Origin of the sequence: Oscillibacter sp. PEA192, from assembly GCF_003574015.1 — a bacterium.
In the GTDB taxonomy this organism is placed as follows: domain Bacteria; phylum Bacillota; class Clostridia; order Oscillospirales; family Oscillospiraceae; genus Oscillibacter; species Oscillibacter welbionis.
In genome coordinates, this window is sequence record NZ_AP018532.1 from 1,040,618 (window position 1) to 1,053,872 (window position 13,255).

The window sequence follows — 13,255 nt, forward strand, 5'->3', positions numbered from 1 at the left end:
CGCTTCGGGTTGAAACGGCGAGACTTTTGTATCAATGCAGAGGCATTGACGCAAAAGTCTCGTCTTTTTTGCGTCTTGCCGGAAAGAAGGAGTTTTATGAAAACGGAAAAGACTATCTGGCAGAAGAGCCGGGAAGAGCTGTTTCAGGAGTTGAGCAGCACCCCGGAGGGCCTGACTGGCGCGGAGGCCGCCCGCCGCCTGGAGCATTATGGCCCCAATGAGCTGCAGGAGGGCGGGAGGAAGAGCGTCCTGCGGATTTTTCTGGAGCAGTTCGCGGACTTTCTGGTAATCATTCTGATCTTAGCCGCCGTCGTCTCCGCCATCCTGGGGGATGTGGAGAGCATGGCGGTCATCCTGGCGGTCATCACCATGAACGCCATATTGGGCACGGTGCAGACGGTGAAGGCCACCGCGTCCCTGGACAGCTTGAAGCAGATGTCCGCCCCCACCGCCAAGGTGGTGCGGGACGGTCAGGTGGTCCAGCTCCCCGGCCGGGAGGTCACCGTGGGCGACGTGGTGGTGCTGGAGGCCGGCGACTCCATCTGCGCCGACGGCCGGTTGCTGGAGTGCGCCAGCCTGAAGTGCGCGGAGAGCGCCCTCACCGGCGAAAGCCTGCCGGTAGAGAAGGACTTGGCGGACATCGACGGCGACGTGCCGCTGGGAGACCGCAAGAACATGGTGTTCTCCGGCTGCTTCGTCACCTACGGCCGGGCCCGGTTCCTGGTGACATCCACCGGTATGCACACAGAGATGGGCAGGATCGCCGCCCTGCTGAAGAGCACGGAGGAGAAAAAGACCCCTCTTCAGGTGAGCCTGGACCAGTTCGGCCGCAAGCTCTCCATCGGCATTTTGGTCATCTGCGCCCTCCTCTTTGCCGTCAGTGTGTTCCTGCGGGGCGAGAATGTGATGAACGCCTTCCTCTTTGCCGTGGCCCTGGCAGTGGCCGCCATTCCGGAGGCCCTCAGCTCCATCGTCACCATCGTACTGTCCTTCGGCACCCAGAAGATGGCCAGGGAGCACGCCATCATCCGCAAGCTCCAGGCGGTGGAGGGCCTGGGCAGCGTGTCCGTCATCTGCTCCGACAAGACCGGTACCCTGACTCAGAACAAGATGACTGTGAAGAAGCTCTGCACCGGGGGCCAGATCATCCCGGCGGACGGGGCGGACTTCTCTCGCCCGGAACAGCGGGAGCTGCTGCGTGCCGCCCTGTTATGCAGCGACGCCACGGTGAACGAATCCGGAGAGGTGGGAGACCCCACAGAGACCGCCCTGGTGCGCCTGGGCGAGAGCTACGGCTTCGACGAGGCGGAGGCGCGGGGCAAGTATCCCCGTCTGGCGGAGCTGCCCTTTGACTCCGACCGGAAGCTGATGAGCACAGTCCACCAGTTGCCGGACGGCCTGACCATGCTGACCAAGGGGGCCGTGGACGTGATGCTGGGCCGCACTCGCCTCTCTCCGGAGGAGAAGGCGGAGATCGAGCGGATGAACGAGGAGCTGTCCCAGCAGGGCCTGCGGGTGCTGGCCTTCGGCAAGCGGATGCTGACCGCCCCCGCCATCGGCCTGGAGGATGAGAACGACCTCCAGTTCCTGGGCCTCATCGCCATGATGGACCCGCCCCGGGAGGAGTCCAAGGCGGCCGTCGGTGAGTGCATCGCCGCCGGTATCCGGCCCATCATGATTACCGGCGACCACAAGGTCACCGCCTCCGCCATCGCCAAGGAGATCGGCATCCTCACCCCCGGCACCGAGGCCGTGGAGGGTGCCGTTATTGAGTCCATGAGCGATGAGGAACTGCGGGAGTTCGTACCCAGGGTCAGCGTGTATGCCCGGGTGTCCCCGGAGCACAAGATCCGCATCGTCCGGGCCTGGCAGGAGCGGGGCAATCTGGTGGCCATGACCGGCGACGGCGTCAACGACGCCCCGGCCCTGAAGCAGGCGGACATCGGCGTGGCCATGGGCATCACCGGCACCGAGGTGGCCAAGGACGCTGCCGGTATGGTGCTGACGGATGACAACTTCGCCACCATCGTCCAGGCCGTCAAGAACGGCCGGAATGTTTATACCAACATCAAGAAGGCCATCCAGTTCCTGCTCTCCGGCAACACAGCAGGCATTCTGACGGTACTGTATGCCTCTCTCGCGGGGCTGCCGGTGCCCTTTGCAGCGGTACACCTGCTGTTCATCAATCTCCTGACGGACTCCCTGCCCGCCATCGCCCTAGGCCTGGAGCCCCACAGTGACGCGGTGATGCAGGAAAAGCCCCGTCCCCGCAGTGAGGGTATCCTGACAAAGCCCTTCCTGTTGAGCGTGGGCACGGAGGGCCTGGTGATCGCCCTGGCCACCATCATTGCCTTCCACATCGGCCTGGCCAGCGGCGGCGCTGCCGTGGCCAGCACCATGGCCTTTGCCACCCTATGCCTGAGCCGCCTGTTCCACGGCTTCAACTGCAAGTCCGGCCGTCCGGTGCTCTTCACCCGGGCCTTCTGGAACAACAAGTTCCTGCTGGGCGCCTTCGCCGTCGGCGCGCTGCTGCTGGCGGCGGTGCTGCTGATCCCACCGCTGGAGCCGCTGTTCCAGGTGGCGGAGCTGTCTATCGGACTGGTGGGCTGCATTGTGGGGCTGGCCTTCGGCTCCATGGTGGTCATTCAGGTCTTAAAAGCCATCCGCAGCATGGGCAAGAAGTAAATCCACTCCAAATCAAAGCGGCAGGGCCGCCCCTTATGGGGCGGCCCTGTTTCCTTACGCGCCGGTGTAGGTCCGGACGGCATCCCGCAGAAAGGCGGCGCAGCCGGGGACTTCCCGGTCATAGTAGGCGGTGAACCGGGGATCGGACACATACAGCTCTGCAAGGCCCACATGGGCCTGGGGCGTGTAGGACTCCCAGGAGTAGGACAGCCACCGCCGATGGAGCGCCGCAATCCGCTGGCCCTCCGGCCCGGCGGGGTCCGCCCCTGCTTTCACGGCTGTGACGAGAGCGGTGTGGATCTCACCCCCCAGGGACTTCCACTGGGCATACTCCTCCTGGGTCAGCGCCAGGACGCAGGCGTTGGCCCGGTCCATCTCCTCATCTCCGTATTTCTCCCGGATCTCCTGCCCGAAGGCGGTCTCATTGGCCTCTACCGTGCGGCGCTTGAAGGCTTCAAATTTCTCCTGATCGGTCATCTTCGTTCCTCCCTTGATGTCGTTAATCGTTCGCTGGACAGTCAGGATCAGATCGTCCAGTCGGGCCCGACGGGCCTCCAGCTCTGCCAGGTGGCTCTGCAGCGCCGCCTGGCGGTCAAAGGCCGGGTCGTCCAGAATGGTCCGGATCGAGGCCAGGTCCAGTCCCAGTTCCCGGTAGAACAGGATGTCCTGCAGGCGATCCAGTTGCGCTGGGCCGTAGAGGCGGTATCCGGCCTCCGTGGTCCGCAGAGGTTTCAGCAGTCCAATCCGATCATACCAGCGCAGAGTCCTGGGCGTGACGCCGGCCAGATCGGCCAGCGCCTTGACGGTGTATTCCATAGGGATCCCTCCTGTCGATTGGGAGTATAACAGTTGACGCTGCGGCAAGGTCAAGGGGGTTCACGAAAAAAACCAGGCTTTCTTTTTCCATGGCAATGAACTATAATAGGATAACACCATTTCAAGGATCACGGAAGGGGGGATGGCAGATGATCAATTCCACCCTCTGCTATCTGGAGCGGGGCGACGCTTACCTGATGCTCCACCGGGTGAAAAAGAAGGGCGATCTGAACCATGACAAATGGATCGGCGTGGGCGGCAAATTCGAAGATGGGGAGAGCCCCGAGGACTGCATCCTCCGGGAGACCTGGGAGGAGACGGGCCTGACGCTGACGGACTACCGCTACCGGGGCCTGGTGACCTTTGTGTCCGATGAGGCACCCACCGAGTATATGCACCTCTTCACCGCCACTGGCTGGACCGGCACGCCCCACCCCTGCGATGAGGGAGAGCTGGCCTGGATTAAAAAAGCGGAGCTGCGGGGCCTTCCCATGTGGGAGGGGGACAAAATTTTCCTCCGCCTGCTGGAGGAGAACGTCCCCTTCTTCTCCCTGAAGCTCCAATACCAGGGAGACCGGCTGGACCGGGCGGTGCTGAATGGGAGGCGGATTGTATGATACCCGCTCTGACACTGGAGCCGCTGTCCTGGGACGATCTCCCAGAGGCGGCGGTTCTGTGGGCCGACCCGGCGGTGATCCGATGGACCAATATTGCTGCCCCCTGCACGGAGGCGGGGGCGGCAGACCGGCTGGAACACCTGCTGGACTGCCAGCGGGGGTTGCCGTTCTCCACGGTCTTTGCCCTCCGGGAGGGGACGGCATTCCGGGGACTGGCCGGCTGCCCGCCGGTGGATACGGCCGCCGGGATCTATGGGCTGTTCTACCAGCTGCTTCCCGCCTGCTGGGGCCGGGGCTTGGGACTTGCGGCTGCGGCGGAGGCACTGCGGCGCCTGGAACGGCTGGCACCGGCCCTGGTGCTGGCAGACACGGTGGCAGAGAATACCGCCAGCGTCCGAATTCTGGAGCGGCTGGGCTTTGTCCGCACCGCCGTCCACCACAGGGCTTTCTGCCGGGAGGGGCGGATGCTGGATATCTGGGACTACGCCCGCCGCTGGGCTGGTCCGGCGGAGACCGTCTGACCGGGACGGCCCCGTGCAACATGAAGAAATGAGGAATGTTCATGAGCAGAAAACTGCTGCTGTTCGGCTTTGAGGAGCTGCCCACCATTCTGGCTGCCGCGGCCGCCGCCGGGCCCTTCGGGGCGGAGGTGGTGCCGGTGGCCCGGCAGGACTACAACAAGCCCCTGGCGGTGCTGGCGGGGCTGGATGATGACCCCGGCACGGTACTGCCGTTCAACGGCGGCCCTCTGGGTGGGCGGATGGTGGTGCTGTGCGGCCTGGAGGACCAGGTGGACTGCCTTCTGCCGGCGCTGCGTCAGGCGGGGATCGGGCGGGACTGCCTGAAGGCGGTGCTGACGCCCCACAACCGGACCTGGACCGCTGTGAAGCTCTATCAGGAGCTGCTGCGGGAGCACCAGGCCATGAACGGGCGGTGAGAAGATGCGGATCCTAATCTCTGCCTGTCTGCTGGGGGCCCGCTGTCGGTACGACGGGGTCTCCAAGCTCCAGCCCTGGATCTCTGATCTGGCGGAGCGGCACATCCTGGTCCCCGTCTGTCCGGAGCAGCTGGGGGGTCTGCCCACACCCCGTCCGCCGGCGGAGCGGCGGGGAGACCGGGTGATGACCCGGGACGGTGGCGATGTCACCGCCCAATACCGCCGGGGCGCGGAAGAGGCCTTGCGTCTCTGCCGCCTGCTGGGATGCGAGGCGGCGCTGCTGAAAGAGCGGAGTCCCTCCTGCGGCAGCGGGATGGTCTACGACGGCACCTTTACCGGCGTGCTGACGGCGGGAGAGGGTGTCACGGCGGAGCTGCTGCGTGCCCAGGGCATTCCGGTGTACGGAGAGTCCCGGGTGGCGGAGTTGGCGGACCCCATCTAAACAGGCCAGACAGCCACGGACGGCGCAGCGCCCGGAGAACGGGGCGGCGCCGTTCTTTTCCTCCCCGGCACGGTTTACAACCAGGGGAAAACGTGGTAGACTCGAAGCCATGAATATGGGAGAGGAGAGAGAAACATGAGCCGACAGGATGTCCTGGCCCTGCTGCGGGAACAGGAGGGGGCGTTCGTCTCCGGCGAGGAGATCAGCCACCGGCTGGGACTGAGCCGCGCGGCCATCTGGAAGGCGGTGGATGCGCTGCGGAGGGAGGGCTACACTGTGGAGGCCCGCACCGGCCGGGGCTACCGTCTGCTGGATGCGCCGGACGTGCTGACGGAGCCGGAGATCCGCCGCTTTCTGGGGGAGACGGCCCGGGTGGGCCGGACCTTGGTGTGTCTGGCAGAGGTGGACTCCACCAATCTCCGGGCCAGACAGCTGGCAGCGGAGGGCGCAGCGGACGGCACTGTGGTGGTGGCGGACCGCCAGACGGCTGGCCGGGGCCGACTGGGCCGGAGCTTTCAGTCCCCCGGCGGCCAGGGGATCTACCTGACGGCTCTGCTGCGGCCGGATCTGCCGCCGGAGCGGCTGTCGCCGGTGACGGCCATGGCTGGAGTAGCGGTGTGTCGGGCCGTAGAGCGGCTGTGCGGCGTCAGCCCCGGCCTGAAATGGCCCAACGATCCGGTGCTGGATGGGAAAAAGCTCTGCGGTATTTTGACCGAGCTCTCCCTGGAGGGGGAGACGGCCCGCGTGCAGGAGCTGGTGCTGGGCATCGGAATCAATGTCTCCCAGCGGCCGGAGGATTTCACGCCCGAGGTGCGGGAGATCGCCACCTCCCTGGTCCAGGCCCTGGGCCACGCTGTGTCCAGGCCCGCCCTGGCGGCGGAGATCATCCGGGAGGTGGACCGCCTCTGCGCAGCCCTGGCGGCAGGAGAGACTGGTCCTTATCTGGCCGAGTACCGGCGGCGGTGCGTGAATCTGGGCCGGACCGTGCGGCTGCTGCGCCCGGACGGAGGCGGCGAGACGGCGGAGGCATTGGACATCGATGAGGAATTCGGCCTGGTGGTGCGGAGGCCGGACGGCGCGGTGAAGACCGTGCGGTCCGGCGAGGTGTCCGTCCGGGGCCTGTACGGATATACAGAGTGAGAGACAGGGGGAGATAGGGTTGAAAGAGCTTTGGACATTGTTTTGGACCTTCGCGAAGATGGGGGTCATGACCTTCGGCGGCGGCATGGCGATGCTGCCGATTCTCCAGCGGGAAGTGGTGGAGAACAAGCACTGGGCCACAGAGGAGGAACTGACGGACTACTATGCCATCGGGCAGTGCACGCCGGGGATCATCGCTGTCAACACGGCCACGTTCATCGGCCAGAAATACAAGGGCATCGCCGGGGGCATTGTGGCCACCCTGGGGGTGGTGTTCCCGTCTCTGGTCATTATCTCCATCCTGGCGGGGCTCATCAACAACTTCGCGGACCTGGCCTGGGTCCAGAACGCCTTTGCGGGCATTCAGGTGTGCGTGTGCGTCCTAATTTTCAACGCTACGGTGAAGCTGCTGAAGAAGTCCGTGGTGGATAAGCCCACGGCAGCGATTTTCCTGGCAGTGCTGGTGGGCAGCGCGGTGATGGATGTGTCCCCGGTGTGGTTCATCCTCGCGGCCGCAGTGCTGGGTATCCTGCTGAAGAACTGGGAGGTGAAGGGGGCATGATCTATCTGCGCCTGTTCTGGGAGTTTTTCAAGACCGGACTCTTTGCCATCGGCGGCGGTATGGCCACGCTGCCCTTTCTTCACGACATCGGGGAGGCCACCGGCTGGTTCACCCAGGCTCAGCTCATGAACATGCTGGCGGTGTCCGAGTCCACCCCCGGCCCCATCGGCATCAACATGGCCACCTATGTGGGCTTCACCGTTGCCGGTGTCCCCGGCGCGGTGATCGCCACATTGGGAGAGGTGACGCCCTCCATCATCGTGATCCTGATTATTGCCGCCCTGCTGCGGAACTTCCGGGAGAACCGATATGTGGACCGGGCCTTCTACGGACTGCGGCCTGCCTCTACGGGCCTGATCGGCGCGGCCTGCGTGTCCGTGGTACTTGAGGTGCTCACCAACATCGTGGTGGCGTCGCCGGAGACGGGACTGTTCAACCAGTTCCAGCTGGGGGACGGCGGCCTGGCGGGCCTCATCAGCTGGCCGGGCCTGATCCTGGCGGCGGTGCTGCTGGCACTGACCAATTGGGTGAAACCCACGAAGAATCTCCATCCCATCGTGTTCATCGCCGCCTCTGCCGTGGTGGGCGTGGTGTTCCGCTTCGCGGGGGTATGAGGATAGACCGCCAGGACCTGTATGCCCTGTTGCGGGCGCGGAATATCCCCTATGAGGAGACGGCACACCCGGCGGTATGGAGCATGGAGGAGCTCCACGCACTCTGTCTGCCGGGGGAGGAGCGGATCTTGAAAAACCTCTTCCTGCGGGACGACAAGAAGCGGCGGTACTATCTGGTGGCCATAGACGGCGGCCGGACGGCAGACCTGAAGGCCCTGCGCCGGACACTGGACAGCCGTCCTCTGAGATTTGCGGACGCCGCAGACCTGGAGCGGCTTCTGGGCCTGCTGCCGGGACAGGTGACGCCGCTGGGGGCCCTCCGGGCGCCTGCCGGCACGGTCACCGTGGTGTTGGATGCGTCTTTGCGGGGCCGGACCGTGGGCGTCCATCCGCTGGAGAACACCGCTACCACGTTTTTGAATCTGGACGATCTGGCCGCGCTGCTGGAGGACCATGGTGTGCCGGTGATCTGGTGTCCGCTGTAATACGCACAAGCCGCCCGCCGGAGAATCCCGGCGGGCGGCTTGTGCCCATCTGGCGGCGGGCCGTCACTTCCCATCGATGTGGTGCTGGATCCGCTGCATGATCATGTCCAGGGCCACCAGGTTGTGGCCGCCCTCCAGCACCACGATGTCCGCGTACTTCCGGGAGGGCTCCACATACTGCTCATGCATGGGCTTCACAGTGGTGAGATACTGGGAGACCACGGACTGGAGCGTCCGGCCCCGCTCCTCCACATCCCGCAGGGCCCGGCGGAGGATCCGCTCGTCCGCGTCCGTCTCCACAAAGATCTTGATGTCGAACATATCCCGCAGAGTGGGGTTCTGGAAGATCAGAATGCCCTCCACAATGATGACCTTGGCGGGCTGGATCTCCACGGTTTGGTCGGTGCGGTTGTGCTCCACAAAGGAGTAGACGGGGCACTGGATGGAGCGTCCGGCCTTCAGCTCCTGCAGGTGGCGGATCAGCAGGTCCGTGTCAAAGGCGTTGGGGTGGTCATAGTTCACCTTGGCCCGCTCCTCATAGGTCCTGCCCACCTGGCGCTTGTAATAGCTGTCATGGCCGATGACGGTCACGTCTTTGCCGAAGTGTTCCTTCAAATGCCGGGTCAGAGTGGTCTTTCCGGAGCCGGTGCCTCCCGCAATCCCGATCAGGATGGTGTTCATGTTCCCGATTCCCCCTAAAATCTCCCAGTTCTGTGAAACAAAACCGCGTTCTTTTGCGTCCATTATAGAAGAGGCGCTCCCCAAAAGCAAGCGGAACCGCGGAAAAAGCGTAAATTTCCCAGGGAATCGACGCTTCCGGTCTTGACGGCACTGGGAAAAGCCGATATTATGTAAATTATGAAAAGCTGTTACGCGGGAGGATGACCCATGGCCATGAAACGCTGCCCCATCTGCGGGGAAAAGTATTCCGATACATACAAGAGCTGCCCCTTCTGCGAGGAGGAAGAGGCGCTGCAGAGCGGTGCACAGATCCGCAGGACCGCCCCCGGACGGGGCGGCAAACGGACGGCCGCCCGCGGCCGCCAGCCCAATCTGCTGAGTCCCATTCTGATTGTGCTGATCGTCATTATGGCGGCGCTGCTGGTCTACCTGCTCTTCGGCGACCGGATCGCCCAGCGCCTCTCCGGCGGAGAGGAGACCCAGGACACTTCCACAGAGGATGTGACGCCCCAGCCGCCGGACCCTGATACGGCGGACCCGGAGGGGGGAGACGGCGTGACCATGCCGGAGAGCGGCGGCACCGGCGAGATGGAAGACCCGAATGACGGCGGCACCACCACACCCGCCCAGACGGATCCCTCCACCCTGCCGGAGACACTGACCATCGCCTACCTGGGTTCCCCCCGGACGGAGTTCACCATGTCCGTGGGAGATGAGCCCATTCCCCTGACTGTCTCCGGCGGCAGCGGCACTTATACCTGGAGCAGCAGCGATGACGGCATTGCCTCCGTGGATTCCACCGGCCGGGTGACGGCCATCTCCTCCGGACAGGCCACCCTGACGGTGACGGACGGCTCCGGCAAGGGCACCTGCCTGGTGCGGGTCCGGGGCGGCAGCACCGGCACATCTACGTCTGCCAGCGGCGGCAGCACCGCGTCCGGCAGCACGCTGACAGCGGGGACCGCGGTGGTGGTCAACGCCGGGAACGGCGTGCGGGTCCGCGCGCAGGCCAACACCAGCAGTGAGATTCTGGCGACCCTCTCCAACGGCGACTCCGTCCGGGTGGTGCAGAGCGCCGGGAACGGCTGGTATCAGATCAGCTTTGTGGCCTCCGGCGGCGTAACCACCACCGGCTATATGATGGGCGAGTATTTGTCCAATTCCTGAAAAAACAACATGGCGATATCCCCGGATGTTGGATGACATTCGGGGATATTTCATTGCGCGCGGGGGAAAAGTGTGCTATCATTTTTTAGATATGAATTGATAAAGAAAAAGGAGAGTACCATGACGACCCGACAGTTTCAGGAGAGCTCCGCCCTGCGGATCTTCCTGTCCTACTTCAAGCCCCACCGGAAGCTGTTTTTCCTGGATATGTGCTGCGCCCTGATGATCGCCGTGATCGATCTGGCGTTTCCCTACGTCTCCCGGTGGTGCATGTACCAGCTGCTGCCTGAGAGCGCCTACCGGACCTTCTTCGCCGTGATGGCGGTGGTGTTCTGCGCATACATCCTGCGGTCCGTGTTCACCTATATCATCTGCTATTACGGCCACACCTTCGGCATCCTGGTGGAGGCGGACATCCGCCGGGACCTGTTCCGCCACATGCAGGAGCTGAGCTTCGACTACTACGACCGCAACCGCACCGGACAGCTGATGAGCCGCCTGACGGCGGACCTGTTCGACATCACGGAGCTGGCCCACCACGGACCGGAGGACATCTTCATCTCCGGCGTTACCATTGTGGGCGCGCTGGCCATCATGTTCACCATCCAGTGGCAGCTGGCTCTGGTGATCGCCTGCATCATCCCTGTGTTCTTCCTGGTGGTGTGGAAGTGCCGCAAGTCCATGCAGGACGCCTCGATCAAGGTGAAGCAGCGGACGGCCACCATCAACGCCGACATCGAGTCGGGCCTCTCGGGCATCAAGACCGCCAAGGCCTTTGCCAATGAGGAGGCGGAGCTGGAGAAGTTCGACGTGTCCAACGACAGCTTCAAGACCTCCAAGCGGGCGTTCCACCGGGCCATGGGCCGGTTCAACGCGGTGATGGAGTTCTTCCTGTGCATCCTCTCCGTGGCGGTGATCTCCGTGGGCGGCTTCCTCATCATGCAGGGCCGGATGGACACGGTGGACCTCATCACCTTCAGCCTGTATATCACGACCTTCGTGAACCCGGTGCGCAAGCTCTCCACCTTTGCGGAGCTGTTTGCCAACGGCACCGCCGGCTTTGCCCGGTTTGTGGAGCTGATGCGGGAGGAGCCTGCCATGCAGGATGCCCCCGATGCCACCACTCTTTCCCGGGTGGAGGGGCGCATCGACGTGGACCATGTGTCCTTCGCCTATCAGGATGACATGGCGGTGCTCCACGACGTGGACCTCCACATTCGCCCCGGCGAGACCATCGCCGTGGTGGGGCCCTCCGGCGGTGGTAAATCTACTCTGTGCCAGCTGATCCCCCGGTTCTACGATGTGACGGACGGCGCGGTCCGCATCGACGGCCACGACGTCCGGCAGGTGACCCAGGAGTCCCTGCGGCAGAATGTGGGCGTGGTGCAGCAGGATGTATTCCTCTTCGCCGCCAGCATTCTGGAGAACATCCGCTACGGCAAGCCCGGCGCCTCGGAGGAGGAGGTGGCCCGGGCGGCGAAGCTGGCGGAGATCTATGACGACATCGTGGCCCTGCCGGAGGGGTTCAACACCTATGTGGGGGAACGGGGCACCCTGCTCTCCGGCGGACAGAAGCAGCGCATCTCCATCGCCCGGATCTTCCTGAAGGACCCGCCGGTGCTGATTCTGGACGAGGCCACCTCCGCCCTGGACAGCGTGACGGAGGCCAAGCTCCAGGAGACCTTTGAGAAGCTGGCCCACGGCCGCACCACCATCATCATTGCCCACCGGCTTTCCACCGTCCGCAATGCGGACCGGATCGCCGTCATTGAGGACGGCCGCATCACGGAGCTGGGCAGCCACGACCAGCTGATGGCGAAAAATGGCGCTTATGCGGAGCTGGTGCGGACGCAGGAGCTGATCGGCCATGGAAAAGAGTAAGTTGCTGGACCGCTGCGGGGCCGAGGGGGAGGACCGGCTGCTGCTGGCCAAGGTCCTGGACCGGGCTGCCCAGGCGGAGGAGCGCAATATTCCCGCCTGTACGGACTTTCTCTCCCCACAGCAGCAGATGATGGCCGGGGACCTGCTGCGTCTTGCGGGCATCCCGGAGACCGCTTGGCTCCGTCAGGGAGGCTACCAGGGAGCGGAGCGGAACATCCTGCTTTTCCTGCCGGACTGGATGGAGCCGGAGACGGCGGAGCCCCCGCTCCGATGTCTGCGGGCGGCCTTCCGGCCGGACGACCGGCTGAACCACCGGGACATCCTGGGCAGCCTCATGGGTATGGGCATCGTCCGGGAGAAGGTAGGGGACATTCTGGTGTCCCCGGAGAGTGCGGACCTGATCGTGCTGGACACGGTGGCGGATTTCCTGCTCTCCAGCTGGAACAGCGCCGGCCGGGCGAAGCTGACGGTGACGGAGATCCCCGCCGCCCACCTCCACATCCCGGAGGTGCGGTGCGAGGAGGTGCGGGACACGGTCAGTTCCCTGCGGCTGGATGCGGTGTGTTCCACCGGTTTTCGGATGGCGAGAGGGAAGGCGGTGGATATGATCTCTTCCGGCCACGTCCAGGTGAACTGGCGGCCCTGTACGAAGGCGGACAAGCTGCTTACAGAGGGGGACACGGTCTCCGCCCGGGGATTTGGAAAATTTCAGTTGGCGGCGGTGGGCGGCGTCACGAAAAAGGGCCGCACCGCCATTGTGGTGAAGCGATATATTTGAGAGAGGAGGGTGCAGCGTGCTGGAATACGAGTTTGAAGAGGTATCCTGCGGCGAGGTCTACGGGTTTTACTTGCGGGAGACCGCTGCTCATCGGGAGGTCATCGTCCGCCGGGCGGCGGATGGCTGGCGATATGTGGGATGCATCCCCAAAAGCCAGCGCCGGCCTTACGGCTTTATCGAGAGCATCGACCTGGTATTCGAGCGCCAGCGGCCTGAGACCTGACAGGAGGAGCGAAACATGGAGCAAAAGCAGATCGACCGCATCAACGAGCTGGCCCGGAAGGCCAAGACACCGGAGGGCCTGACGGAGTGGGAGCGGATGGAGCAGGCGGCATTGCGGCGGGAGTACATCGACTCCGTGCTGGGGAACCTGAAGAGCCAGCTGGACCACACCTATGTGGTGGATGACCAGGGCAACAAGCGGAAACTGAAGCAGAAGGAGGACTGAGT

At 64.2% G+C, this 13,255-nt stretch carries 16 protein-coding genes; 14 read left to right on the plus strand and 2 right to left on the minus strand.

What is annotated here, in order from left to right:
* Positions 1–96 precede the first annotated feature (96 nt).
* Positions 97–2,685 carry a cation-translocating P-type ATPase gene (locus DN611_RS04990; RefSeq protein WP_119310788.1) on the plus strand — a complete coding sequence of 863 codons (2,589 nt, stop codon included), beginning with the start codon at positions 97–99 and terminating at the stop codon, positions 2,683–2,685.
* A 54-nt stretch (positions 2,686–2,739) separates the two neighbouring features.
* On the opposite strand, the gene DN611_RS04995 is transcribed toward DN611_RS04990, so the two are convergent.
* Positions 2,740–3,501, minus strand: coding sequence for a MerR family transcriptional regulator (locus DN611_RS04995; protein WP_021747370.1), 762 nt, complete (start codon positions 3,499–3,501; stop codon positions 2,740–2,742).
* Positions 3,502–3,650: 149 nt separating this feature from the next.
* Between DN611_RS04995 and DN611_RS05000 the strand changes: the two genes are divergently transcribed.
* From DN611_RS05000 to DN611_RS05035, 8 genes are all read left to right on the plus strand, one after another.
* On the plus strand, positions 3,651–4,118 hold the full coding sequence (locus DN611_RS05000; protein ID WP_025545201.1) for an NUDIX hydrolase: 468 nt from the start codon (positions 3,651–3,653) through the stop codon (positions 4,116–4,118).
* On the plus strand, positions 4,115–4,639 hold the full coding sequence (locus tag DN611_RS05005; protein ID WP_021747368.1) for a GNAT family N-acetyltransferase: 525 nt from the start codon (positions 4,115–4,117) through the stop codon (positions 4,637–4,639). Before DN611_RS05000 ends, DN611_RS05005 begins: the two co-directional genes overlap by 4 nt.
* A gap of 41 nt (positions 4,640–4,680) precedes the next feature.
* Positions 4,681–5,055 (plus strand): DUF3783 domain-containing protein, encoded by a 375-nt coding sequence (locus DN611_RS05010; RefSeq protein ID WP_158629824.1) that lies wholly within the window; start codon positions 4,681–4,683, stop codon positions 5,053–5,055.
* Between the two features lie 4 nt (positions 5,056–5,059).
* Positions 5,060–5,497 (plus strand): DUF523 domain-containing protein, encoded by a 438-nt coding sequence (locus DN611_RS05015; protein WP_025545878.1) that lies wholly within the window; start codon positions 5,060–5,062, stop codon positions 5,495–5,497.
* Positions 5,498–5,632: 135 nt separating this feature from the next.
* Positions 5,633–6,637 (plus strand): biotin--[acetyl-CoA-carboxylase] ligase, encoded by a 1,005-nt coding sequence (locus tag DN611_RS05020; RefSeq protein WP_021747365.1) that lies wholly within the window; start codon positions 5,633–5,635, stop codon positions 6,635–6,637.
* Positions 6,638–6,656: 19 nt separating this feature from the next.
* Positions 6,657–7,199 carry a chromate transporter gene (locus tag DN611_RS05025; protein ID WP_021747364.1) on the plus strand — a complete coding sequence of 181 codons (543 nt, stop codon included), beginning with the start codon at positions 6,657–6,659 and terminating at the stop codon, positions 7,197–7,199.
* Positions 7,196–7,813, plus strand: coding sequence for a chromate transporter (locus tag DN611_RS05030; protein ID WP_021747363.1), 618 nt, complete (start codon positions 7,196–7,198; stop codon positions 7,811–7,813). The genes DN611_RS05025 and DN611_RS05030 overlap by 4 nt, the downstream gene beginning before the upstream one ends.
* Positions 7,810–8,298: a YbaK/EbsC family protein gene (locus DN611_RS05035; protein WP_021747362.1), complete on the plus strand. Its 489-nt coding sequence runs from the start codon at positions 7,810–7,812 to the stop codon at positions 8,296–8,298. The genes DN611_RS05030 and DN611_RS05035 overlap by 4 nt, the downstream gene beginning before the upstream one ends.
* A 63-nt stretch (positions 8,299–8,361) precedes the next feature.
* On the opposite strand, the gene udk is transcribed toward DN611_RS05035, so the two are convergent.
* Complete coding sequence (udk, locus tag DN611_RS05040) at positions 8,362–8,979, minus strand: uridine kinase (protein ID WP_025545130.1); 618 nt, start codon at positions 8,977–8,979, stop codon at positions 8,362–8,364.
* 207 nt (positions 8,980–9,186) lie between these two features.
* Between udk and DN611_RS05045 the strand changes: the two genes are divergently transcribed.
* From DN611_RS05045 to DN611_RS05065, 5 genes are all read left to right on the plus strand, one after another.
* Positions 9,187–10,146 (plus strand): SH3 domain-containing protein, encoded by a 960-nt coding sequence (locus DN611_RS05045; RefSeq protein WP_160117408.1) that lies wholly within the window; start codon positions 9,187–9,189, stop codon positions 10,144–10,146.
* A gap of 120 nt (positions 10,147–10,266) precedes the next feature.
* Positions 10,267–12,027, plus strand: a complete 1,761-nt coding sequence (locus tag DN611_RS05050) for an ABC transporter ATP-binding protein (RefSeq protein ID WP_036629895.1) — start codon at positions 10,267–10,269, stop codon at positions 12,025–12,027.
* Complete coding sequence (locus DN611_RS05055; RefSeq protein ID WP_119310790.1) at positions 12,014–12,805, plus strand: YlmH family RNA-binding protein; 792 nt, start codon at positions 12,014–12,016, stop codon at positions 12,803–12,805. Before DN611_RS05050 ends, DN611_RS05055 begins: the two co-directional genes overlap by 14 nt.
* 16 nt (positions 12,806–12,821) lie before the next feature.
* Positions 12,822–13,028, plus strand: coding sequence for a DUF4177 domain-containing protein (locus DN611_RS05060; RefSeq protein WP_021748592.1), 207 nt, complete (start codon positions 12,822–12,824; stop codon positions 13,026–13,028).
* Positions 13,029–13,043: 15 nt separating this feature from the next.
* Positions 13,044–13,253: a DUF896 domain-containing protein gene (locus DN611_RS05065; protein ID WP_025545125.1), complete on the plus strand. Its 210-nt coding sequence runs from the start codon at positions 13,044–13,046 to the stop codon at positions 13,251–13,253.
* The last annotated feature ends 2 nt before the right edge of the window (positions 13,254–13,255 follow it).